Origin of the sequence: Paraburkholderia sediminicola (genome assembly GCF_046027825.1) — a bacterium.
GTDB lineage: Bacteria > Pseudomonadota > Gammaproteobacteria > Burkholderiales > Burkholderiaceae > Paraburkholderia > Paraburkholderia sediminicola_D.
On record NZ_JAQQDU010000055.1, the window covers coordinates 35,750 to 58,106 of the forward strand.

General features: G+C 60.6%; 21 protein-coding genes and 1 pseudogene. 11 read left to right on the forward strand and 11 right to left on the reverse strand.

Features of this window, described 5'->3' with window-relative positions:
* Positions 1-87: 87 nt before the first annotated feature.
* The 7 genes from PQQ96_RS26480 to PQQ96_RS26510 all read right to left on the reverse strand — a co-directional run bounded on the left by PQQ96_RS26480 (position 88) and on the right by PQQ96_RS26510 (position 7,062).
* Positions 88-336, reverse strand: a complete 249-nt coding sequence (locus tag PQQ96_RS26480; protein ID WP_408298164.1) for a hypothetical protein — start codon at positions 334-336, stop codon at positions 88-90.
* 148 nt (positions 337-484) lie between these two features.
* A complete protein-coding gene (locus PQQ96_RS26485) occupies positions 485-1,594 on the reverse strand; it encodes a porin (RefSeq protein WP_408298166.1) in 1,110 nt (369 codons plus the stop codon).
* A gap of 124 nt (positions 1,595-1,718) precedes the next feature.
* Complete coding sequence (locus tag PQQ96_RS26490) at positions 1,719-2,825, reverse strand: hypothetical protein (RefSeq protein ID WP_408298168.1); 1,107 nt, start codon at positions 2,823-2,825, stop codon at positions 1,719-1,721.
* Positions 2,812-4,131, reverse strand: a complete 1,320-nt coding sequence (locus PQQ96_RS26495) for an MFS transporter (RefSeq protein WP_408298170.1) — start codon at positions 4,129-4,131, stop codon at positions 2,812-2,814. Before PQQ96_RS26495 ends, PQQ96_RS26490 begins: the two co-directional genes overlap by 14 nt.
* Before the next feature lie 84 nt (positions 4,132-4,215).
* Entirely contained in the window at positions 4,216-5,367 is a 1,152-nt protein-coding gene (locus PQQ96_RS26500) for a DUF5624 domain-containing protein (RefSeq protein WP_408298172.1), read from the reverse strand.
* Between the two features lie 17 nt (positions 5,368-5,384).
* Positions 5,385-6,317, reverse strand: coding sequence for an amidohydrolase family protein (locus tag PQQ96_RS26505; protein ID WP_408298174.1), 933 nt, complete (start codon positions 6,315-6,317; stop codon positions 5,385-5,387).
* Positions 6,286-7,062, reverse strand: a complete 777-nt coding sequence (locus tag PQQ96_RS26510; protein WP_408298176.1) for an HpcH/HpaI aldolase family protein — start codon at positions 7,060-7,062, stop codon at positions 6,286-6,288. The genes PQQ96_RS26505 and PQQ96_RS26510 overlap by 32 nt, the downstream gene beginning before the upstream one ends.
* Before the next feature lie 98 nt (positions 7,063-7,160).
* On the opposite strand from PQQ96_RS26510, the gene PQQ96_RS26515 reads away from it, so the two are divergent.
* Both PQQ96_RS26515 and PQQ96_RS26520 read left to right on the forward strand, forming a co-directional pair.
* Positions 7,161-8,048, forward strand: coding sequence for a LysR family transcriptional regulator (locus tag PQQ96_RS26515; protein WP_408298178.1), 888 nt, complete (start codon positions 7,161-7,163; stop codon positions 8,046-8,048).
* A gap of 191 nt (positions 8,049-8,239) precedes the next feature.
* On the forward strand, positions 8,240-9,871 hold the full coding sequence (locus PQQ96_RS26520; protein WP_408298202.1) for a 3-(methylthio)propionyl-CoA ligase: 1,632 nt from the start codon (positions 8,240-8,242) through the stop codon (positions 9,869-9,871).
* Positions 9,872-9,880: 9 nt separating this feature from the next.
* Here PQQ96_RS26520 and PQQ96_RS26525 read toward each other — a convergent pair whose 3' ends face one another.
* Complete coding sequence (locus tag PQQ96_RS26525) at positions 9,881-10,852, reverse strand: AraC family transcriptional regulator (protein WP_408298204.1); 972 nt, start codon at positions 10,850-10,852, stop codon at positions 9,881-9,883.
* 303 nt (positions 10,853-11,155) lie between these two features.
* Between PQQ96_RS26525 and PQQ96_RS26530 the strand changes: the two genes are divergently transcribed.
* The 4 genes from PQQ96_RS26530 to PQQ96_RS26545 all read left to right on the forward strand — a co-directional run bounded on the left by PQQ96_RS26530 (position 11,156) and on the right by PQQ96_RS26545 (position 15,178).
* Entirely contained in the window at positions 11,156-11,764 is a 609-nt protein-coding gene (locus tag PQQ96_RS26530; protein WP_408298180.1) for a cysteine hydrolase family protein, read from the forward strand.
* Between the two features lie 94 nt (positions 11,765-11,858).
* Positions 11,859-12,752, forward strand: coding sequence for a LysR family transcriptional regulator (locus tag PQQ96_RS26535; RefSeq protein ID WP_408298181.1), 894 nt, complete (start codon positions 11,859-11,861; stop codon positions 12,750-12,752).
* 114 nt (positions 12,753-12,866) lie between these two features.
* The gene (locus PQQ96_RS26540; RefSeq protein WP_408298183.1) at positions 12,867-14,033 is read left to right on the forward strand and encodes a patatin-like phospholipase family protein; all 1,167 of its coding nucleotides are present in this window, start codon (positions 12,867-12,869) and stop codon (positions 14,031-14,033) included.
* Positions 14,034-14,128: 95 nt separating this feature from the next.
* Positions 14,129-15,178: a transporter substrate-binding domain-containing protein gene (locus tag PQQ96_RS26545; protein WP_408298184.1), complete on the forward strand. Its 1,050-nt coding sequence runs from the start codon at positions 14,129-14,131 to the stop codon at positions 15,176-15,178.
* A gap of 11 nt (positions 15,179-15,189) precedes the next feature.
* On the opposite strand, the gene PQQ96_RS26550 is transcribed toward PQQ96_RS26545, so the two are convergent.
* Positions 15,190-16,104: a LysR family transcriptional regulator gene (locus tag PQQ96_RS26550; protein ID WP_408298186.1), complete on the reverse strand. Its 915-nt coding sequence runs from the start codon at positions 16,102-16,104 to the stop codon at positions 15,190-15,192.
* Positions 16,105-16,208: 104 nt separating this feature from the next.
* Here PQQ96_RS26550 and PQQ96_RS26555 point away from each other — a divergent pair, with 104 nt between their 5' ends.
* The 3 genes from PQQ96_RS26555 to PQQ96_RS26565 all read left to right on the forward strand — a co-directional run bounded on the left by PQQ96_RS26555 (position 16,209) and on the right by PQQ96_RS26565 (position 19,413).
* Positions 16,209-17,246 (forward strand): PdxA family dehydrogenase, encoded by a 1,038-nt coding sequence (locus PQQ96_RS26555; RefSeq protein ID WP_408298188.1) that lies wholly within the window; start codon positions 16,209-16,211, stop codon positions 17,244-17,246.
* A 67-nt stretch (positions 17,247-17,313) separates the two neighbouring features.
* The gene (locus PQQ96_RS26560; protein WP_408298190.1) at positions 17,314-18,624 is read left to right on the forward strand and encodes a cation:dicarboxylate symporter family transporter; all 1,311 of its coding nucleotides are present in this window, start codon (positions 17,314-17,316) and stop codon (positions 18,622-18,624) included.
* Between the two features lie 462 nt (positions 18,625-19,086).
* Positions 19,087-19,413, forward strand: coding sequence for an H-NS family nucleoid-associated regulatory protein (locus PQQ96_RS26565; protein WP_408298192.1), 327 nt, complete (start codon positions 19,087-19,089; stop codon positions 19,411-19,413).
* Between the two features lie 329 nt (positions 19,414-19,742).
* Here the strand turns inward: PQQ96_RS26565 and PQQ96_RS26570 are convergent, their stop codons facing one another.
* Positions 19,743-20,015 (reverse strand): hypothetical protein, encoded by a 273-nt coding sequence (locus tag PQQ96_RS26570; RefSeq protein WP_408298194.1) that lies wholly within the window; start codon positions 20,013-20,015, stop codon positions 19,743-19,745.
* Between the two features lie 810 nt (positions 20,016-20,825).
* On the opposite strand from PQQ96_RS26570, the gene PQQ96_RS26575 reads away from it, so the two are divergent.
* Together PQQ96_RS26575 and PQQ96_RS26580 are read left to right on the forward strand one after the other, a co-directional pair.
* Entirely contained in the window at positions 20,826-21,155 is a 330-nt protein-coding gene (locus PQQ96_RS26575; protein ID WP_408298195.1) for a hypothetical protein, read from the forward strand.
* A 105-nt stretch (positions 21,156-21,260) separates the two neighbouring features.
* Positions 21,261-21,476, forward strand: a pseudogene (locus PQQ96_RS26580) (hypothetical protein); the annotation flags it as partial.
* A gap of 230 nt (positions 21,477-21,706) precedes the next feature.
* Here the strand turns inward: PQQ96_RS26580 and PQQ96_RS26585 are convergent.
* Positions 21,707-22,357: reverse transcriptase N-terminal domain-containing protein (locus PQQ96_RS26585; protein ID WP_408298196.1), on the reverse strand; the 651-nt coding region annotated here is incomplete at its 5' end.

The following is a 22,357-nucleotide window of genomic DNA, read 5'->3' on the forward strand; positions in this document are numbered from 1 at the left end:
AGAAGCATCGGTTCGGTCGCTCCGGCTTGCAGCAGACCTGCCATGCCCGCATGTCGCGGATTTGCCCCGCCACAGCCAGCACGCGGACTATTCTCGCGGGATCTCGAGCGGCACGACGAACATGCCGGCGGTGTATTCCATATGGAAATAGCCACAACGCGCGTAAGCCGCAATGCGTTCGAGCATCTCGGGCGATGGCGAGACGTAGGTAGCGGCCGCCGTATCGTCTGACGATTGTTCAGACGATACGGGCGCGCGTTTTGACAGTTGCTTCTGCAGGCTTCGCACAGGATGCCGAAGTCCGCCCCGGATAAGCGTCGCTGAAAGTGTGGTCATGCGACCTCCGTCGATTCATTGCTGTACGAATGAATCTAGCGACCTGGGTACGGAATCGCAAACAAGCTTTTGTGGATTGGTTTTCGGAAAACGGTTCAAACCGTAATCAGTGTTTGCGCTGCCCGTATTCGTTCCTGGCGTGCCTCGTCTAGAACAGTGTGCGGATCCCCACACGCACCGCCGTCGACGATTCACCTGTGCCGACATACACGCCATTGGCAAACACCGGTGCCGCCCCACCCCCGAGGAAAACCGGCGCCGCGCCACCCGATGCGCGCAGATAGGTCGCGCTCGTATAGACATCGGTGCGCTTCGACAGCGCGTAATCGAGCAGGAGCGTCGCGTTCTGCCACTTCTGATCGCCGAGCGTGCTGTGCCAGTAGCCGCCCATGAGTGTGGTGGCAGGGGTAAGCTGAAACACCTCGTTCACTTCATAGGTCGGCATCGAGCCGCTATCGTGACCAATGCGGAAGTGCGTGTCGGTGAACAGCAGCCGCGTCAGGCTCCTGCCGAAGCGGTAGCTGCCCCCCACACCGAAGCTGCTGACGCTGTTCGCCAGCACAGGCGTGGCAGGTAGATCGGGGAAGAACGTGGTGCCGGCCTGGCTCGGCCCATTCAGGCCGAGATCATGCGTGTCGGTGTACGCAGCGCCGAGATTCAGCGGACCATTCGAATAACGCAATCCGAAAGCAATCACGCGCCCCGTTCCTGCCGATACGGATTGCGAAGGAAATGCATACAGCGCACCCGCCTGCAATCCCATGTAGTTCGGCGACGTGTACTTGATCGCGTTATTGATGTGCAGTGTGCCCGCAAGGTGATCGAAGTCACCCGGGTGCCAGGAGTACTGCCCGGCAACCTGCCCCATTGCAAACTGCGTAAGATTGTCCCAGAAGAAATCGTACTGCTTGCCGAGCGTGAACCTGCCGTACGTTTGATTCTCGACACCCATCCACGCCTGGCGGCTAAACAGCACGCCCGATTGCACCATCGTGCCCGAGTACAGATTGAAGCCGTTCTCCAGCACGAAGATCACTCGCGTGCCGCCGCCGATATCTTCCACACCGCGCAAGCCCCATCGATTCGATTGGATCGAACCGTCGTTAGCGACGAAATTCGAATGGCCATTCACGTTGCTAAAGTAGGTAATGCCCGCATCGATAATGCCGTACAGCGTCACGCTGCTTTGTGCATGGGCAATCTGGCTGCTTAAAGCCAGTACAGCGGTTGCGCTTAAGCTCAAGGCAAACTTTTTCATTGCTCGTCTCCAATGTTTTATTTTTAAAAGGCAAAGCGTCGCCCTCCCCCGCAAGAGGGAAATCTGTTCCCGTGTGGAACTGCCCGGCGGGCCGCCGGGCACAACTGATATCCGCGTCTAGCCGCTAACCGTTGAACCGGTATAACGTCGAATCGGTGCGAAAGCGGATCTCTTCGCTCAGACTGTTGCTGACCACCAGATAGCGCTGACCATCGGCAACGAAGCTAGCGGCATCGGTCGCACCGGATGTCGCGAAATCACCCACTAATTCAAAGCGCGCATCCCGCCAGCGGAAAATCTCCGATTGCGGCACGACAACCGGCGCTTTAGGCGTTCCGGTGATAAAGCACACGCGTACCAGATAGCGTCCCTCTTTGCCGTCGATCAAACACAGTTCGCGTCCACCCGCGCCACCCAGCACCTGCACATCAACAAACTGTGCCCCGTCGAATCGATAAAGCGTGGTGTGCTTCAGCAGGTTCGCGTGCACCATCCATAGCGCGTCATCGGCTTCGAAAAAGCGGAACGCACGGCCGCCGTTTTCGCTGAACGTTTGCAGCGGTACGAACTGCTCGCCGTTCCAGCGATGCACCGACGATCCACTGACGTGATCCGCATACGCGAGGTAGTGCTCGCCACCAAATGTCACGAACGCGAAGTTGTAGCCCCACTGGCCATCGAAAGTCTGGAATGTCACGAAGCGCTCACCATTCCATTCGAACAGGCACGATTCGCGTGGATGTTTCGGCACGACACCGTCGACCACCACGCCTTGCGACAACCCGAGGAAATGACGCGAGTCGAATGAAAAGGCAGTCCACTGCTTCGCGGCGAATGCCAGAAAGCGTTGCAGCGGCACCCATGCGCCAGCGACGCGTTCATACACGATCGCGTCCGTATCGAGATCGTACGGCCCCTTGCCGGTTCGAATGCCAGCTGCCGCGAGGAAGCGCCGGCCGTCGATCTCAAAGTACTCGAGGTCCTCGCCGCCGGGTAATGCCAGCACTTCGTGCTCGATAAAACGACCGTCCTGCCAGCGGTAAATCGGTGCTTCGATGTCGCTGTCGCCACCGTTCATATAAAGCGGTCCACCTGGCACATCGCGCGCGAGCTGCGGCACCGCGAGAAAGGTGCCCTCGTCTGTCGTAAAGACTTCCACGGCGCGCGCACCGCTGGTCGGCAGTTGCTGCAGCGTCGTGAGCAGGCCGCCGCCCGATTCAGTTTTTGCCATGACTGGCTTCTCCCAACTCCGAACCCGTGATTGCAAAAGACGCAGTCGGCGTGACCGGTCCACTCTCTTTTTCGCGCGGCCGCAGCACGTTGGCAAGGCAAAGACCCAGCGCAGCACCCACCGCGAGGATCGCCGCCAGCATGAACAGTGTTTCGAACGACAGATGCCGCGACAGCAGGATGCCGCCGACCACCGGCCCGACAATCGAACCGATGCGTCCGATCGCCAGCGTCCAACCGACACCGGCCGCCCTCACGTTAGCGGAAAAGAGATAGCTGGCAATCGCCGGAAACGTCAACTGCCCGCCGACCAGAAACGCGCCGACGGCAAATAGCATCGCAAGCGCGATATTCCCCGCACCGATGATCTGGCCCAACGCCACCGTCAACACCGCGCCGCCAAGGAAAGAAATCGCCACCGGTATAAATGGCCCTCGCTTGCCGACCACGGCCGACATCACCAGCGCACCACCGATCGCGCCGAAATTGAGCAGCACCGAACCGAGCGCCGCGCGTCCCGGTTCGACGCCGTTCATGTTGAGAATGGTCGGCATAAAGCTGACCAGGAAGCCCGACAGGATCATGCTCGACAACACGCTGACCCACAGCGCCAGCGTCGCGGGGAGCCGGCCGCCGGTGAACATGTTGCCGACGACGTTAAGACCATGCGCCGCCGCATGCTGTCGTGCTGCCGCCCGTTCGGCGCGGCTCACGGTTTGCGCCGGAATCACGAGCAGCACCGGGATCAGCGCGAGCAACGCGAACGTGCCGCCCATCAGGAACACGAACGGCCAGCCGAAGCGCACCATCAACGCCGCGCTGATCGCGCCGCCCACCACCGCGCCCAGCGGAAAGCCGATAAACATCAGAATCACCAGCGAAGAGCGGCGTTGCGGCGAACTGCTCTCAGCCGTGATCGCCGCCACCGGTGGAATGGCGCCGCCCATGCCGAGACCGCCGATAAACCGCAGTGTGGCCAACATCGTCGCGGACGTGGCGAACGCACAGCCGAGTGTGAAAATGCCGGTCACAACGAGCGCCAGCAGCAGCATCGGCCGTCGGCCGAAACGATCGGCCAGCGGCCCGACGATCAGCGAGCCAAGCACCGTGCCGATGAAGCCGGCGCCGAACACACGGCCCAGTGTTGCGTGATCGATCTGCAAAGACTTCGCCAGCAAAGGCGCGACGAACGACAACATCAGCGTGTCGAAGCCGTCGATCATCGATACCGCGAAGCACACCAGCGTGATGCGCAGCACGTTGCTGACCGGTGGCCCCACCGACGGCTCTTGTGCGAGTAGGTTCATGAGGCTTGTCTCCTTCATCATGGGCGTCTTTTTTATAGCCCGCGCGGTTGCCCTTGCGCGCGGGTGTCGGTCCGGCCGTCGTCGTTACGACTGCACGGCGCTCGGAAAAGTCACATTCGTGAAACCTGGGATCTCAACCTTCTGCGGCTGATTGCCGTTGCGGTACAACTGATCGACGATGTAATCAGCAACACAGTTGGACAACAGTTGCGTGGGATCTTCCATGATGCGGCGCAGGCGTGCCGTGGTCGCATCGCGGTCGTCGAGCGAGGTGATAGGCGGCATGCCGTTGGGCGGCGCCGGATCGAAGTGAAACGGACGCTGCCCGGGAAACAGCGCGCGCGCGACATCGATACTCGAACGGGTGTTGAGCCACAGTTCCCGGTACGTGCGCTCCAGTTCCGCCATGCCCGCTGCGTCCGGCAAGTCGGCGATCGAAAACGACGGCGCGTGCGGCGCGATAAACACGCGCTCCGGCAACAGCACGCGGTTCGACGCGCACCACACCAGATAGCACATGTTGTTCGTCGCCCACGTCACGCCGGCCGTCGGCCTGCCCGACCGGCCGCTGACGAGCACCATCAAGCGGTTCCAGTCGAGTGCTTGCGCGCGCAACCAGTTGCCGATGCGGTAGACGATGTCGAGAAACGCAAGCCCGAAGGTCGCGAACATCACATCGTTCATCGGCACAGGAACCGCGCTTGTGGACGGTGCGGCGAAGTACTCGTCGTTCAGGCGTTCGAAGCTCAGCAGCGCGTGATCTTTCTCGACCCGATTGAGCAGATCGATAGTCACGCCACAGGTGTAGTCGACGAGATCAGCGATCTTCTGCTCGTGACCTGCGAAGCGCTCGACCGCGACCTGATCGCGCCAGAGCGCGAGCGAGTTCGCCGCGCGGGTTGCCTGCGCATGGTCGCGCAGGTTCGACGCGTCGCGTTGCCACGCGTCGTCGCGCGGCGACAGTTCACGCATCCGCGCAAGATAAGCCAGCGCCAGCGGCAGATGCGATACCGCTGTCAATTCGATGAAGCCACGTGTCGATTTGCGAAAGCTCTCGATCGTCGGCGCGCGCCCCGCGCCGGGAAACAGCACGATATCGCTGCCGGTCGACACCAGCAATGGATCGTCCGCTTGCTGCTGCGCCATCTGCTGCGTCAGATGCGCGCCGATGCTCTGCGGGTCCGACGTGAACGCCCGAAAGAGACCGGCAAACGCTGCGTTGGGTTGATAGGGCATGGTGGATGTGGTTGACCTCAGTAATCGAACAAACGCGCGGGGTTGCCGGACAGAATCATCTCGTGCACCGCCGGATCGTCGGTCCATGCGCCGAGCAGATTCAGCAATTCGCCGGTGTCGCGTGTCGAATCAGGAATGTGCGGCCAGTCCGAACCCCAGATCACTTTTTGCGGCGCGGCCTTGATGATCGCTTCGGCCATCGGCGCCACGGCTTCATAGCCGCGATGTTTGGCGATCCGGTAGGGCGCACTGAGTTTAAGCCAGCAGCTACCGTCTTTCAGCAAACTGAGGAGACGGTCGAAATCCGCTTGCGTGAGGCCGTCTTCTTCCAGCATGTAGCCCATGTGATCGATAACGAAATCGGTCTGCACGTCGGCGAGAAACGGAATCAGATTGCGCACCACCCAGCCCGGCGCATAGAACTGCACATGCCAGCCGAGGCTTGCGCACAAGCGGGCCATCCGTGTGATGTACTGCTGAATCTCGCCGGTCGGCAGCCCGGAGCGCGCAAACAGATCGAGGCGCACCGCGCGTACGCCGGACTGATGGAAACGGTCCAGCGTGGCCGCATCCGTGTTCTCGTCGATCATCACGACGCCACGCGCGATCGAACCTGCTACGTGCAGCGCGTCGATCAGACAACGGTTGTCCGTACCGTAGAAACTCGGCTGCACGATCACGAAACGCTTCAGGTGCAGCACGCTCATCATCTGCAGATAGTGCGAGAGCTTGCCGTCCGGCAGCGTGTAGTGCGGATGCTCGACCTTCGGATATTTATCTTCGGGGCCGAACACGTGCATGTGCGCGTCGCAGGCGAGCGGCGGCATTGTGAATGAAGGGCGCGACAAGGTCTCGTAGTCGCGCATCGGCGTAGAAATCAGCGGGGTTTCTGCCATGATCTGAAAGTAGAAGTTCGAATTAAAGTTGACGTGCCTGCTCGACGCGCTCACGCAGCGCCGCCAGATAAACATCGCTGTCGATACCGGCAAAGACAAAAGGCGCGGCGCCCTCGCGGCGCAATTCATTGAGCGCCTCGCACTCCGGCATGCCGCCCACGATCACCACCTTGCCGTGCCGCTGCGCCGCCGCGATCACCTTGCGGCACGCGGCCACGACCTCGGGATGCGCCGATTCGCCGGTGTGGCCCAGATCGGCGGAGAGATCGTTGCAACCGAGCGCGAGCACGTCGACGCCTTCGATCGCCGCAATCGCATCAGCAGCTTCGACGCCGGCGCGGCTTTCGATCAGCACCTTGAGCACGGTCGCTTCGTTCAGACGCCCGTTGAGCTCGCGTGCGGGCAGTTTCTCGAAGTTGACGTAGGGCAGCGTCGCCAGTTGCGAACGCTGGCCGAGCGGCGGAAAGCGCGTGGCGATCACCGCGTCGCGCGCCTGTTCGGCGGTCTCGACGCGCGGCACGATGATGCCGAGCGCCCCGCCATCCAGCACGCGGTTGATGGTGCCGTAATCACGTTCCGGCACGCGCACCCACGGCATCAGACCGAGGTCGACCGCGCACGAGCACAGTTGCGACACGATATCGACCGGCAGCGAGCTGTGCTCCATATCCACCCAGATCGTGTCGTAGCCGGCCGCTTTGGCCCAGCGGACCGCATCCGTTGTGCGCGAGGCGCGAATGCCCAGCGCAATGACCTTGTGTCGCGCTCGCAGGCGTTCGACCAGTTCCGCACCGTTCATTGCTGTCTCCGTTGTTGTGTAGGTGGAAGACAGTATCGCCCGGGAAACAGTTTTGATTTATTCTCCAAATCAAGGTTATTGATTTACAGAGCAAATCAATGAATATCCGTCATCTGGAATTTTTCGTGGTGCTGGCGCAGGAACTGCATTTCCGCCGCAGCGCCGAGCGGCTGGGCATTACGCAGGCACCGTTGAGTCTCGCGATCCAGTCGCTGGAGACGGAACTGGGCGCGCGGCTCTTCCACCGCACACGCCGCTCGGTCGCGTTGACCGAGGCGGGGCTGGCGCTGCTGGACGACGCACGGGCGATCCTCGCGCGAATCGAACACGCGAAGGAAAGCGTCTGGGAAACCGTCAGCGGCGACGTCGGGCGTTTGCGGGTCGGCTTTACCAATGCTTCGACGCTGTCACCGTTCTTCCCCAAGCTGATTCACGCGTACCGAACGCAACGGCCGAAGGTCAACATCACGCTGCTGGAGCTGTCGTCGTCCCGGCAGATCGAGGCGATCGAGCAGCGCGAAATCGACGTCGGGTTGCTGCGGATGCCCGAAAGCGTGCCCCCTACCGATCTGGTGTTCACGCCGCTGATGGAAGAGCCGCTCGTGCTCGCCATGCATGCCAGGCATCGCCTGGCCAAGGCCCCATCGATCAAGCTGAAGGATCTGCGCGACGAGCCGTTCATCGCCTATCCGCGGCAAGCGGGGGTTGCGATCCACGAAAAGACTGTCGCGTTGTGCGCGAAGCGCGGATTCGAACCTCAGGTGGTTCAGGAGGCCCAGCAGGCTTCCACCCTGATCGGGCTGACTGCCACCGGGCTCGGTATTGCGCTGGTGCCGTCGACGCTGCAGGCCATTGCGCTGCCGGGCGTCGTGTTCAGACAGTTGGACGAGACAGACACCGTCACCACGCTGTACATCGTTCACCGCCGTGGCGACGCCAACGCCCGGGCGATGCAGTTTGTTGAGCTGGCGCTGGGTCTTCGGTAGGTTGCGGCGGCGGTCGGTGCGTCGGCCGGTAACCAACGGCACCCCAATCAGATAACTCGGGGTTGGCAGGTTTTGTCAATCAATCGGCCTGCTGTGCCAATGTTCAAACCACCGCGTCTGACTAGAATGATCCGCAAGCGCCGCGCGGCGACTCGCGGTTAAAGACAGACTGAGGAGACAGGTTCATGAACATGGCTGGCCAGATGATGTATGCACCGTTGTTGCTGTCGTCGTTGCTTCAGCAAGCGGCACGCCATGCCGGCGCGGTCGAAATTGTGTCGCGTCGCGTAGAGGGCGACATCCACCGGTATACCTACCGGGACTGCCATACGCGAGCGATGCAACTGGCTGGCGCATTGACGAACCGCGGCATCGTAGCCGGCGATCGTATCGGCACGATCGCCTGGAACGGCTATCGCCACATGGAACTGTATTACGGCGTCGCCGGCATCGGCGCGGTGTGCCATACGATCAATCCGCGGCTCTTCCCCGAGCAGATCGCCTACATCATCAATCATGCACGTGACCGGATGATCTGTTTCGACGCGTCGTTCGCGTCCCTCGTCGAACAGATTGCGCCACAGTGTCCGCACGTCGAAGCGTGGATCATGCTGAGCGACGAGAGTGCACTGCCGCGGACGTTTGCCGTCCCACTGGAAAGCTACGAGACACTGATCAGTGGGCAGCCCCTGTCGTTCGCATGGCCTCAGTTTGACGAGCGTGAAGCGGCTGTGCTGTGCTACACGTCAGGCACCACCGGCAATCCCAAGGGTGTCCTGTATTCGCATCGTTCGCTCACGCTGATGGCTTACGCAACGGTGATGCCGGATGCGCTCAGCCTGTCGGCGACCGACACCATCGCGCCGGTGGTGCCGATGTTCCATGTGAACGCCTGGGGCTTGCCGTTTTCCTCCGCATTGGTTGGTGCAAAACTCGTCTTGCCTGGCGCCAAGCTTGACGGTGAATCCTTATGCGAACTCTTCGAACAGGAAGGGGTTACGTTTTCTGCAGGTGTGCCGACCATCTGGCTGGGACTCGTGGATTACATGCGCCGCACCGGTAAGCGCAGCGAGACGTTCAAGCGCGCGGTCGTCGGCGGGGCCGCCTGCCCTCCCCAACTGGCCGCGTCCTTGCGCGACTGCGGCATCACCGCAATACACGCGTGGGGGATGACAGAACTATCGCCACTCGGCTCCGTCTGTACGCCATTGCAAAGTTACGCGGACATGTCCGCGGACGAGCGCGCGCGCATCGATGCAAAACAGGGGCACGCCGTGCCCGGGATCGACCTGAAGATCGTCAACGCAAATGGCGAGGAATTGCCATGGGATGGCAAGTCCGCCGGCGACCTGATGGCGCGGGGCCATTGGGTGATGGAACACTACTTTGGCGTGGAGCAGTCTCCGCTGCAAGACGGCTGGTTTCCTACCGGAGACGTCGCGACGATTGACGCCAACGGTTATATGCAAATTACGGACCGAAGCAAGGACGTCATCAAATCCGGTGGCGAATGGATTTCTTCCATCGAACTGGAAAACGTCGCGATGTCGCATCCGGACATCGCCATGGCCGCCTGCATTGCGTGCGAGCACCCAAAGTGGGACGAACGCCCCTTGCTGATCGCCGTGCGTCGGCCTGACAGTACATTGACCGCGCCGGAACTCCTGGCGTTCTATAACGGACGCGTGGCGAAATGGTGGACTCCGGACGACGTCGTGTTTGTGTCCGAACTCCCCCTCACCGCAACCGGAAAGCTGCAGAAGCTGGCCCTGCGGCAGCGCTTCGGTAAACATCTCGTCAGCTCGCCGGCCACCTCCATGTAGTGTCGAGAATCAGACCGGCTTGCGATAGGCATGCGGCGTGCTGCCGGTCCAATGACGGAATGCCCGATGGAACGCCGTCGGATCGTCGAAGCCGACGTCGTACGCAATGGCGCGAATCGCATCGGTCGAGCGTGTGAGACGCTGAATGGCGATATCGCGGCGCAATTCGTCCTTGACCGCCTGGAACGTTGTGCCTTCGGCTGACAGCCGTCGGCACAGCGTGCGCACCGAGTAATGCAGATCGCGCGCCACCACCTCGATGGTTGGAACGTGCGGAAGACAACCAGAAATATATTGGCGAACCCGATGGCTGGCCAACTGTTCGGCAAATGACACAAAGATCCAGTCTTCCGGCGCACGCAAAAGAAATGTCTTCAGGTCAGATTTGCGCTGGCGGATAACCATGTCGAGGTACCGCGCCTCGAAAGACATAAAAGTCGTCAGGCCGTTGAACCGCACAGGGCCCGGGAAAAGATACAGGTAGTCGCCCGAATGCGGCGAGCGCGGAAAATCGAACTCCACTTCGTTCAATGGGATCCGCTGACCGATCAACCATGAAGCCAGCCCATGCACGAACTTGAGCATGAGTTGCCGCGCGAGCGAGCTAAAGGCTGGACCCTGCGGATTGGCCACCAGCTCAACGCGGCAAAGCATGCCCTCGCGCCGCGTTTCGAGCCTGAATTCATCGAGCATCAGATGCAGGAACTGTCCCATCCGATGCATTGCGACGTCGAGTCGCGACGCATCGAGAAGACTTAAGCACAGGTATTTCAGCGTCCCGTTCCGCAGCCGTCGGCTAAAGATGCCAGGCATTTCGTCGTCCAGTTCATTGGCGAGCATCCGATAGAGCGTCGCGAACTGCTCCTGTGTCACTCGGGCGCCCGCCGCGCGCAGTAGTTCGCGAGAGATACCCGATTGCTCAGCCAGGCGCTCAACCGCAGCGGGGTCAGCGCTGGCCAGAACGCCGTTAACCAACGAGATAGGAACAGTGGTGGAAAGGAGATTCAATGGTGCCGTCCGGACAGATCGAAGATCGCCTCCTGGTGAGACATCCCTGGCGCATTCTGTCACACGCTGAAGCGGAAATGGCGCAGTGCAGCCGGCCGAACGTCGCGGTGTCTCAAGACACCTTGGCCATGATGCCCGGTATGACACGGCAGACGCTCGCGCTGGAATACAACCTGTGCGCATCATGCACAAAGCTTGTGACGCACACGGCGTTGTAGCGACAACCTGCGGCCCCTAGACTTCGTTCCTCCCCAGTCAGTCGAAAGGAACCTCATCATGTCGAAGCGTACGCTGCGTAGCATCCTCGGTGCTGTTACGCCAGCTTCTTTGCCGGCCCGCACCACAGCATTGCTGGTGATTGACTTCCAGAACGAATATTTCACAGGCTCGTTGCCGATTCCCAACGGCGTGAACGCGCTGCAGAATGCACGCGCCCTTGTCGATTGCGCCGATCGCCATGGATGGCGAGTCGTGCACGTGCAGCACATCGCGCTGCCAGAGTCGCCCTTGTTCGCCGCTAACGGCCGGAATGCCGAAATCTGTTCCGATATCCAGCCGAAAGCCGACCATCTGCTGGTCAAGAAGACGTCCGTGAGTGTGTTTGCCAGTACCGATCTGGCGCAGACGCTGAAGGCCGATGGTGTCACTCATCTCGTGATATGCGGTCTGATGACACATGCCTGTGTTGCCGGCGCTGCGCGTGACGCCGTGCCCGCGGGCTTTGAAGTGGTGGTGGCAGCTGACGCGTGCGCGACCCGGAACATCGAGTTCAACGACACGTATAGCGTCCCGCATGAAATGTTGCATCTGTCTGCGTTAGCCGAGATCGCGGATACCTTTGGCTCCGTGGTAAGCACACGGGATGTGCTGTCGCTGGCTTCGTAACCCACCTCGCGAAACCTGGGTGTCACGCGAGACGCCATGCCGCCCGGGTATCGCGTCGTGATAGCATCCGACGCTTCGACAACGCGCTCGACTCATGGATCAACTGCTCGCCATGCGGGTCTTCCGCAGCATCGTGGATGCAAAAGGGTTTTCCGCTGCCGCCGAACGGCTCGGCACTTCGCACTCGACCGTATCGCGCCAACTGAAGCAGCTTGAGGCCACGCTCGGTGTCCAGTTGATCAACCGTAACACGCGGAGATTTGCGCTCACTGCCGCGGGCGAGCGCTACTTCGCGGCCAGCGTCGACATTCTCGAACGTGTCGATGCGGCAACCCAGGCGATGTCCGATGAGCATCAAACGGTGACTGGCCGGTTGCGAGTCAGCGTGCCCCTTGCCATTGGCACGCTTGAACTGGCGGACTGGCTTCCGGCTTTCCAGAAACGCTACCCTGACCTGCAGCTCGACCTGTCTTGCAACGATCAATTTGTCGATCTCGTAGCAGAGGGCTTCGATGTCGCCCTGCGTATCAGCGGGCCATTGGCCGACACCAGTCTGGTTGCCCGAACGCTGACGGTATCGGACATCGTCCTCGTCGCGTCACCTGCCTATCTGGCACAACACGGCCTGCCGCGCACACCTCAGCAACTCGCCAAACACGCGTTGCTGAGCTTTTCCGGTGCCCATGCGGCGGACCAATGGGTGCTGACGTCCGGGCGGGGCGCAGCGGCCCGCGTTGAACTGAACGGCCGCCTGACCTTCGACGCGATTACCGCGCTTTATTCCGCTGCGCTGGCAGGTGCCGGCATCGCCGCGTTCACGCGGCACACCGTTCAGACCGATCTGGCTCGCGGCCACCTGGTCCACCTCCTGCCCGCCTACTCCCTCGGCGCGCGCCACTACTACGCCCTTTACCCGCAAACGCGGTATGTCACGCCCAAGGTGCGAGCTTTCGTCGACCATATGGCCGAGCACTATCGCGAACGGTAACGCGTTCGCAGGTGGCTGCGCCGCCGGCCACAACACAACATCGGCTTTCGCGCCAGGCCGCCCTCACCCGTGGCAAAATCACCGGCACCGCGGTATTCGTCCGGGAGACCTGCAATGGGCAACAAGACGCACGGCAAGCGCAACGCTAACGCGGCAGACCAGTCGGAAACCCCACCGGACATTTCCGGACAGGTTGTGCTTGTCTTTCAGGGAGGCGGCGCCCTTGGCGCGTACCAGGCTGGGGTCTATCAGGCGATGCATGACCGCAAGGTCAAACCCGACTGGGTGATCGGCACCTCGATCGGGGCGATAAACGGCGCGATCATCGCGGGCAATTTGCCCGAGAACCGGATTGCGCGATTAACCCAGTTCTGGAACGGCGTGGCGCGTCATGGCGTCGATGCGGCAAGCTGGCTGTTGCCAGGGCTCGCCAACTGGTCGCGCGACCTGGCGATCGTCACGCAAGGCGTGCCGTCGTTCTTCACGCCACAGGTGGGGTCATGGGCGAGTATTCAGGCCCGCGTTGGCCCAGAGCGGGCGGCATTCTATTCGACGGAGCCACTGCGTGAAACCCTATCTTCACTCGTCGATTTCGACTACCTGAATCGCAAGGCGACGCGATTGACGGTTGGCACCGTCAATGTTTGCAGCGGACGTATGCGGTATTTCACCAATCGCGACGCGCCGATGGACGTCGAGCACGTGATGGCATCCGCTGCTTTTCCACCCGGCTTCCCTTCGGTGCGACTGGAAGGCGAATCGCACTGGGACGGCGGCATCTACTCGAACACGCCGCTGGAAGCCGTGCTCGATGATCGGCCGCGATGCAGCTCGGTGATTTTTTCGGTGCAGTTGTGGCCATCGAGCGGTCCGGAACCCGAATCCATCTTGCAGGTCATGAGTCGGCAGCGCGACATTCAGTATTCGAGTCGCGCGGAAAGCCATCTCGATCGACAGAAGCAGATTCACCGGCTGCGTCACGTGATTCGCGAACTCAGCCAGTACATCCCCGAAGAGAAACGCGATACGCCGGAACTCCAGGCGCTCCTCGGCTGGGGCTGTGGCACCACGATGCAGGTATTGGAACTCGACGCGCCCGCATTCGATAACGACGATTTGAACAGAGATATCGATTTTTCGTCGAGTGGCATCGAGCGGCGCTGGGCCGCGGGTTATGAAGACACGACCCGCTTACTGGAGCGGGCACCCTGGCGCGAAACACTGGACCCGATGGAGGGCATCTCAGTCTTTCGAATGGCCTCCGTGGCGGGCCAAAAATAACCAATAACGATGCAATCGACTTCAGGAGGGATTGGATGAACCGGCGTTCGACATGGCTGATCGCGTTGCGTGGCCTCATGCTGGCTTGCACGGTGATGGCATCCGGTTACGCCGTGGCGCAAGGTGCCACAACCGCCTCAGTCGCAAACCGTCCGTTGCGGGTGATGATTGCGCCGATCGCGCCGTTCGTGCTGCCACAGACTCATACACCGGCAGGTTTTAGCATTGACCTGTGGAACGAAGTGGCGCGTCGCATGCGCGTCGAGTTCGCATGGACCGTGGCTTCGGCGCAGTCCGATTTGCTGCCCGCCGTGCAGCACGGTGACGCGGATGTCGCGATATCCGCTATCACCATGACGCCGGAACGCGAAAAGGTCGTCGACTTCTCGCTTCCGTATTTCGACTCTGGATTACAGATCATGGTGCGCGCGCGGAACGAAAGTACTTTTCTGACCACATTCTGGTCAATTCCATGGCGGTCCATTGGTCAGCTTCTGGGCGTAGCGTTCAGCATCGTCTTCCTTCTCGCCAATCTGGTCTGGCTGATCGAACGAAGGAATGATCGCAATTTTCAGAAGCCTTATCTGCGGGCGATCGGCGAAGGCTTATGGGTGACGATGTTAATCATTGCAACGGGAGAGCACGGCGAACGCGATGCAAACAACGTTTGGAGGCGCGTACTCGTGCCTTTGATGTGGCTGATCGGTGTCGTGCTGATCGCCCAACTGACGGCAACGGTCACATCATCACAGACCGTGGCGCGCCTCCAGTCGAGCATTCAAGGCCCGGACGATCTTCCAGGCAAAACGATCGGCACGGTACCGGGGACCATTGCTGCGGATTATCTGACGCAACGCGGCTTGCCATTTGTCAACGTGACCACTGCTGCTGAGGGATTCCGCATGCTGACGCAAGGTGACGTGCAGGCGATCGTCTATGATGCGCCGACCCTTCAGTACTGGGCGGCGAAGCGCCGCAACGGTGTCTTGCAAGTCGTCGGGCCGATATTCCGCCCGGAGAAATACGGCATTGCCGTGGCCGAGGGCAGCGCGTTGCGCAAGCGTATTAACGAGGCGCTGCTCGCGATGTACGAGGATGGAACCTACGAACAAATCTACGGCAAATGGTTTGCAGCGGGGAAATAGACTCTCCACTCTCAGAGCCATGGCGCCTCGCGTAGACGCGCGGCGAGGAACTCCTTCAGCAAACGTACCCGCTGCGGCAAATGCGACCGATACGGCGCAATCCACTGCACGTCCGAATCGAGCTTCGCGTACGCCGGCAACACGTGCGTCAAACGCCCACTCCTGATGTGCTCGAATACATCCCAGACCGGCCGGAGCGCGATACCCGCACCGCCGATAGCCCAGTCCCTCAGTACATCGCCGTTGTTGCTGCGCAAGCGGCCGGTCACCCGCACGTCAATGGCGGCCTCGCCCGTCTCATCGCCCAGCCGGTTCAGCCGCCAGATGTTGGCAGGCATGTCCCGCTCCAGCATCAGCAAGCACGCATGTCCGGCCAGATCCTCCGGTGTGCGCGGTGTTCCAGCACGTTCCAGATAGGCAGGCGCGGCGACCATCGCGCGGTGGTTCTTCGCGAGCGTCTGGATGATCCATTGCGTCGACTGCGGATGCCACAACCACAAGGCACCGTCGAAACCTTCCGCCTGCAGGTCCGGAAGACGATTGCGCGCATGCAGTTCGATGTCGACTGACGGATAGAGTCTCGAGAACGCTTCGATCGTCGGCCCTGCCCACTGGCGCCCGAAGCCAACGTTGCAGGCTATCTTGACGACGCCGACCGGTGTCGAGCCAAAATCAGCTACGCGCGCCTCCAGGTTCTCGAAATCCTCCAGAAGGCGTCGTGCCAACTCGCAGTACAGCTCACCTTCAGGCGTCGCCACGACGCTGCGCGTGGTGCGCCGAAACAGGCGCACCGCGAGACGCGCCTCGATCTGCGCGAGCCGCTTGGTGACCGCGGCACCGGTTATGTCCAACTGCCGCCCCGCTGCGGTCAAACTGCCGGTCTCTTTCACCGCCAGCACCAGAAGAAGATCTCCGCGATCGTGCATTGCTAACCTGAAGGAAGTAAAGATGTGAGCCATTATGCTATTCCCGGAAAGCAGTTGCACGGCAAGAATGCTCCTACCCACTCATCAATGTGCAAGGAGAAATCATGAAGACAAAGCCAGTCGTCGGGCTGATGCTAGGAGACGTCACGGGAATCGGTCCGGAAATCGCCGCCAAACTGCTAGCCGACCCGGCAACCCACGAACAGGCTCACGTGCTGGTGGTAGGCGACAGTCGCGTGCTCAGGCTCGGCATGTCCGACGCCGGCGTGCAATTTCCATTTGTGACGGTGTCCAGCCCTGAGCGGGCCGATTGGACCTCGGAAGCCGTCCAGCTTATCGATCTGCACAACGTCGATCCGGCGGCCCATCAGCGCGGAGCGATATCGCCGGAAGCAGGTCGGCTAGCGGGTGAAACCCTCAAGGTAATGACCGACTGGGCGCGCCTGGGACTGCTGGATGCGGTGTGTTTCGCACCCCTCAATAAGGCAGCGCTGAATCGTGGCGGCTGGAAATACAACGACGAGCATGCCTTGTTCGCTGCGTGGAACGAGCATGAGGGCTACTACGGCGAAGTCAACGAGATCTCGTTGTTTTCGACGTTTCGCGTCACCTCGCATGTCAGCCTTCGCCAGGCGGTGGATATGGTGACGCCCGAGCGGATCGAAGCGGCACTCTCGCTCGCTCATGAGACTCTGCGCGCGTTCGGCAAGAGCACGCCGCGCATCGGTGTGGCCGCACTCAATCCCCACGCGGGCGAAAACGGCCTGTTTGGTAACGAGGAAATCGAGATTATCCGCCCCACCCTCGAAAAACTGCGTGCCAAGGGGCTCAGCAGCGAAGGGCCCTTCCCGTCCGATACGGTGTTCCTGAAGGCGCGCCGCGGCGAGTTCGATGCTGTGGTGATCATGTATCACGATCAAGGACAGATCGCCACCAAGCTGCTCGGATTCAGCGAAGGCGTCACGATCACCGGCGGCCTCCATACGATCTACACGACCCCCGCGCACGGCACCGCCTATGACATCGTCGGTCAAGGGGTGGCCGGGGTTGGCGCGATGCAACGTGCGTTCGAAATCGCGACCAAGATCGCCACCGAACGCATGGCGAAGCGAGCGCCCGCGCTCGCAGCGGCCACCGCCTGATTAGCGCAACGGTAAAACCATATCGGACCCGAGTCCTTCGAACTCGGGCCGTCTCAGGAGACATAGCGTGAGCCTCACATCCCATGCATCAGCCGCCACCACGAATGTGCCACGAACACGGCGGCCCCTGTGGCGGCATCCCAATCTCCTGATACTGATCGCAGCGGCATGCGGTGCCTTGGTGGGCTGGCTCGATCCGAAGACGGGCGCAGACTCACGCGTGCTTGCCGACGCCTTCATCGGGCTCGTCAAGATGGTCATCGGCCCGATCATTTTCCTGTTTATATCGACAGGAATCGCTCAAGTCGGCGACCTGCGTAAAGTCGGCAGAATCGGTCTCAAGGCGCTGATCTATTTCGAGGTGATGACTGCGATGGCGCTGTGCCTCGGTTTCGTGGTGGGCGATGTCCTGCGGCCAGGTGCCGGCGTGGCTCCGCCGAGCGGTGGCCTGAGCGGCGAACTGGCGAAATACGCTGCCGCACCGCTAACGTCCTCCTTCGGCAGCGTCTTCTTCAAGATTATTCCCGAGAATTTCGTCGGGCCTTTCTTGCATGGCGATATGTTGCAGATCCTCTTTATCGCCGTGGTGTTCGGCATAGCGCTCGTCGTGTCAGGTGAAAAAGGCCGCCCGGTTACGCAGGCGCTCGAGAATCTGACCACGGTGTTCTTCAAGTTTACGTCGATCGTGATGACCTTCGCGCCGCTCGGGGTGTTTGGCGCCATCGGCTTCACCGTCGGCAAGTTCGGCCTCGTCACCTTGATTGCGCTGGGCAAGCTCGTGCTGACCGCCTACTTCAGCATGGTCCTGTTCGTCGTCATCGCCTTCGCGATTGTCTGCAAGCTCGCCGGAATTCGACTGCTGCCGATTCTTCGCTATGTCCGCGGCGAGTTGTTGCTGGCGCTCGCCACCTCTTCGTCAGAATCGGCACTTCCGTCGCTCGCGGTCAAGCTCGAACAGCTAGGTGTGGGGCGCGCCGTTGTCGGCCTGGTGCTGCCCACGAGTTATTCGTTCAATCTGACAGGCGTCGCGCTGACCATGCCGCTTAGCGTGCTATTCATCGAGCAGGTCTACGGCCTGCACCTGAGCTGGACACAACAGGCAACCATCTTCGGTGTGATGCTGCTCACTTCGAAGGGCGCAGCCGGCGTGACCGGCGCCGCGTTCGTCACGTTGGCCGGCACAGTGGCGGCAACTGGCCTGCTACCCCTGCAAGGACTCGTGCTGCTTCTTGCCGTCGATCGCTTCATGTCGGAAGCACGAGCGGTCATTAACGTAATCGGCAATGTGATCGCCACGATTGTTGTCGGCAAGTGGGAGGGTGAATTCGACGAGGCGACAAGCCTGCGAGTATTGGCGGCCGATAAAGCGTTGCGCTAGCGCGGCCGGTGGCGCCGATGACCATGACAGGCACGGTTGCGACCGGCGCGGTTTGGCGCCAACCGGGTTGTGCGCCAGTAAGACGAAAGACTATCCACCCGCACCAAAGTTTGCGGGAAATTATGGCCGCAATGTAGTGCTCACCGTCACAATCAATCGCTCATTCAAAAGCAAAGTTTGATGGGAACGCGGGCACGGGTACCTACGGATTGAAATTCGCGATACAAAGTGTGCGGCACCAAAGACGCACAGGCATGCCGGCGGCACAGAATAAAAGTGTCGAATCGTAAGTGAGACGGACGAGCCAGCCGGCTTTGCCACTCTGGTTGCAACACTGTTTTCAAGAATCGCACATCGACGGCAGCCTTTCTCAAACGGATACTTCGCATGTCCGAATCATCTGGTGGCGGGCGAGACGACACGAGACCGCTACGAGGCTGGAATGTCGAAGGGGAAACTGACATGGATGAGCAAAAGCGCCAAAGTATGATTGCATACCTACGCCGCAAGATGGCTAAGGTTGGCATCAGGGTGGCCGACGTCGCGGCGGCAATCGCCGAAGAAAGCGCGCGCCAAAAGTCGGCACGTTACCGCAGTGCGTTCGGCGACACCTGGGATGGCAAGGGCGATATGCCTCAGTGGCTTAAGCAAGCCACAAGCGCCGGGCAGTCACTGGCACACTTTGCAGTTGAGAAGTCGTCAACGTCGATTAGCCGTGGACGTCCGGTAATTGACTGGGGTCGGGACCCGTTCGCTGGCACGCGACTCGCGACAGTTAGGCCGTCGTAAGCGCCATGTAATAGCTGTTTCATGCTCGTCGTTCGACTACGTAACCTTGTCCCCAACCTCTCCATTCGCGAGGTTTGGCGCGACTGCTGTTTACCTGCACCTAAACTTTCCGCGTTTGCCGCAACGGAGACCTTCACGTTGGGGGCCAACAGCCTGGCTCTCAATCCGACTACACAAGCAGTGACGCTGAACATCGGTGCGCTTGACATTAGCCTTCCGGCGGGCTCGTTCGCGAAGAACAGGTTGCCGCGTACGAACCCGTACGTTTACCGAGGCAAGGTCAACAACGCTGACCTCTACGTGTGGATTAGCCCGACTGTCTTTCGCGGTTAGTCCCCAAACGGGTTACCGGTGTCTTTCACTTCGGTGTTGAGGTTGTATTCCGCACGCACGGTCTTGAGCACGCCCTCGATGTCGCGCTCGAAGCCGACCGCGTTGCCGAAGTGGGTCATGTTCCAGTTGCAGCCTGTCTTGTCAGCCTCTTGCAACTGCGGCCGCGGCACACGAATCTTCACGCCATCCTCGACGATTTCCTGCAGTCGATGGATTCGCCGGTTGACCTCCTGCTGAAGCTGCGAGGCATTGAGCGTCTTGCGTATCATCCAGGTCTCCTTCCGGTTGCTCGAGCCAGTTTAGCGCAAGTGAAGCGTTCCGCGACCTGGCGCTGAAATGCAAAGTGCCCGGGAGAGAGCCGGCGCCTTGGTTCGTCGGGGTGCGTGAGTAAAGCAGTACGCGACAATCACGGTGCCGCAACCGCTGGGATGACGTACCACAGCGAGCCCGTCTCGAGCCCGTGGAACCGGGTTCCTGGCGACATGAGCAAGAGCGCGGACACCACGAGTGGCATGAGCATGTCCACCATGCGCCCCGAAGACAGCAGCATGTCAACAAAGACTGTTCAGTAAGACCTTTCAGGATTGCCGGCACGCGACCATTCCAAGGTCAGGTCGCTCGCGAATTGGAGTTTCGGTACTTCCGTGGTGCTTCGGTTTTGGTGATATCGGCATCTTTCGTCTTGCCGGCGGCGCATCTGACTACTGTCTCTGCGCCGCCTGCTTTGCACGCGATTTAATAGCGGTGATAGTAGCCGCCTGCAGGCACAACGATGCAGCCACCCAGCGCACTCCCGAGACATACGGCCATCAGCATCAGCACAAGAATTCGTTTCATAACGCGCCTCACTAGTCAGTTGTGAACGCACTATATTGAGCCGGCAGATTACCGGTGTTTTTGTGTGTAACGAGACGTGTAGTTTGAAACATCTCCCTGCGCTTACACGATTTTTCGAAGCCCAGCCATCACGAAATATTCGGTTTCAGAACTCACAACTGCGCGGTCAGCATCGTGGTCGTACGGAACGTTAAGTAGTTGAACGGCCAGAAACCGTCCCTTCAACTGAATCGGAGACGACCATGCACAACGCTGCCTACAAAATCGCTGCTGCTGCGGCACTCGCCTTGTCACTCGTGGGCACTGCGTCGGCGCAAACCAACTGGGATGCGACGCACCCACGCCGCGCCGAGGTCAACCATCGCCTCGCGAATCAGGACCGTCGCATTCACCAGGAAGTACGAGACGGTGAGATGTCGCACACCGAGGCGGCGAGACTGCATCACGACGACCATCAGATTCGCCAGGAAGAGCGCGACATGGCGAGCCAGGACGGCAGCCACCTAACCAAACATGAAGAGTACGCGTTGAACCAGCAGGAAAACCACGTGAGCCGGCAAATCGGGAAATAACGCCTGTCGCTAACGCCAGCGACAACTGGGGATAAGGCCCGCGCTGGCGTCGGCGGCCTGCGTTCTATCTAACTTTGGTGGCCTTCAGACTTGCTGGAGGGCGACATGAATAGCACGAATGGGCAATCCCTGCGTTGTCAGGTCGAAAAATGGCTCGCGCCGGCACGAGCGACGCCAGTTCGCGTGACCGTTTTCAGCCGCACCAGATTGGGCGGCAGACGCTACGTGTGCGTCGAAACGTCGTCGCCTTCAGGAGCGCACGCACTGTTCTTCTTCAAGCATGATGACGGCAGTTGGTACGTATTCCCGCAGACTGCCAACAGGCGGCCAGACGAGCTCACGGCACAGCAGCTCGCTCATCGGCTGCATGTCAGTCCACACGTCGTGTATTACTGGATCGAGCGCCAGGTAGTCCAGGCCCGCAAGCTCGATGGGCTGGGCCCGTGGTGGGTCACGCTGGATGCCGCCAAGGAACGGCAACTAAAGGATTGGGTGCGCACTTCAGGGCATCTACAGCGGCAACATTCCAACACTCAACTGTGAGAGGTGCATTATGAGATCACCGTCGGAATTCCCAGCGGACGCCTCTTGCCGTTACTCTTTGGAATGTAAACGCGCCGCAGCGGCATCACACGATAGCCGTGATGTCGAAGCGACATCATTCCGTTCCATCTGGCCGCCGGGGATGACCATATCCTGCCGTCCACCCCCGGCGTTCTCTTACCGCGATTCTCCGTCACCCGCTTCACGGCCAGCATCTTGCCGCTATGCGAGCGGGTAAGCAGACGTTGCAATGCATTTACCTTGCCCCATCGGCCTTCCCGAACTGCCTTGGCGATACGCACCTGAAGTCGTTTCACATCTGCCTCGACGTGCGACCAGTTTGCGTGATCCCACATCTGTGCAGCGCGCAAGGGCGCACCAGCCCCGGTCGCTTTCGCGCCGATCGCCGTCATCTGCCTTCCCTCGTATAACGATTGGTCAAAGTTCTCTCGCCATGAATGACCGCACGGAAGTCTGCCCGCTTTCGCGTCGAGCGATGTTTCAGCCCGTATCCCGTCCATTACAGCCGGGCATTCGCTTTCTCCGCATTCCTTTACCCACAGCGCCAACAGCGTTCCTTGCGGTTCGCCTGCCGTTACCGGCGGCACTATGGGCTTACCCTGTTCCGTATGAATCTCCGAGCGGGGCGGACCCTTCCT

Excerpts from the sequence above, each read along its gene's own strand:
- PQQ96_RS26510 (WP_408298176.1), bottom strand. The coding sequence starts at position 7,062 with ATGAACGGTGCGGAACTGGTCGAACGCCTGCGAGCGCGACACAAGGTC.
- PQQ96_RS26565 (WP_408298192.1), top strand. The coding sequence starts at position 19,087 with ATGGATGAGCAAAAGCGCCAAAGTATGATTGCATACCTACGCCGCAAG.
- PQQ96_RS26530 (WP_408298180.1), top strand. The coding sequence starts at position 11,156 with ATGTCGAAGCGTACGCTGCGTAGCATCCTCGGTGCTGTTACGCCAGCT.
- PQQ96_RS26550 (WP_408298186.1), bottom strand. The coding sequence starts at position 16,104 with ATGCACGATCGCGGAGATCTTCTTCTGGTGCTGGCGGTGAAAGAGACC.
- PQQ96_RS26485 (WP_408298166.1), bottom strand. The coding sequence starts at position 1,594 with ATGAAAAAGTTTGCCTTGAGCTTAAGCGCAACCGCTGTACTGGCTTTA.
- PQQ96_RS26500 (WP_408298172.1), bottom strand. The coding sequence starts at position 5,367 with ATGCCCTATCAACCCAACGCAGCGTTTGCCGGTCTCTTTCGGGCGTTC.
- PQQ96_RS26540 (WP_408298183.1), top strand. The coding sequence starts at position 12,867 with ATGGGCAACAAGACGCACGGCAAGCGCAACGCTAACGCGGCAGACCAG.
- PQQ96_RS26555 (WP_408298188.1), top strand. The coding sequence starts at position 16,209 with ATGAAGACAAAGCCAGTCGTCGGGCTGATGCTAGGAGACGTCACGGGA.
- PQQ96_RS26480 (WP_408298164.1), bottom strand. The coding sequence starts at position 336 with ATGACCACACTTTCAGCGACGCTTATCCGGGGCGGACTTCGGCATCCT.
- PQQ96_RS26535 (WP_408298181.1), top strand. The coding sequence starts at position 11,859 with ATGGATCAACTGCTCGCCATGCGGGTCTTCCGCAGCATCGTGGATGCA.
- PQQ96_RS26545 (WP_408298184.1), top strand. The coding sequence starts at position 14,129 with ATGGCATCCGGTTACGCCGTGGCGCAAGGTGCCACAACCGCCTCAGTC.
- PQQ96_RS26520 (WP_408298202.1), top strand. The coding sequence starts at position 8,240 with ATGGCTGGCCAGATGATGTATGCACCGTTGTTGCTGTCGTCGTTGCTT.
- PQQ96_RS26570 (WP_408298194.1), bottom strand. The coding sequence starts at position 20,015 with ATGATACGCAAGACGCTCAATGCCTCGCAGCTTCAGCAGGAGGTCAAC.
- PQQ96_RS26575 (WP_408298195.1), top strand. The coding sequence starts at position 20,826 with ATGCACAACGCTGCCTACAAAATCGCTGCTGCTGCGGCACTCGCCTTG.
- PQQ96_RS26515 (WP_408298178.1), top strand. The coding sequence starts at position 7,161 with ATGAATATCCGTCATCTGGAATTTTTCGTGGTGCTGGCGCAGGAACTG.
- PQQ96_RS26490 (WP_408298168.1), bottom strand. The coding sequence starts at position 2,825 with ATGGCAAAAACTGAATCGGGCGGCGGCCTGCTCACGACGCTGCAGCAA.
- PQQ96_RS26495 (WP_408298170.1), bottom strand. The coding sequence starts at position 4,131 with ATGAACCTACTCGCACAAGAGCCGTCGGTGGGGCCACCGGTCAGCAAC.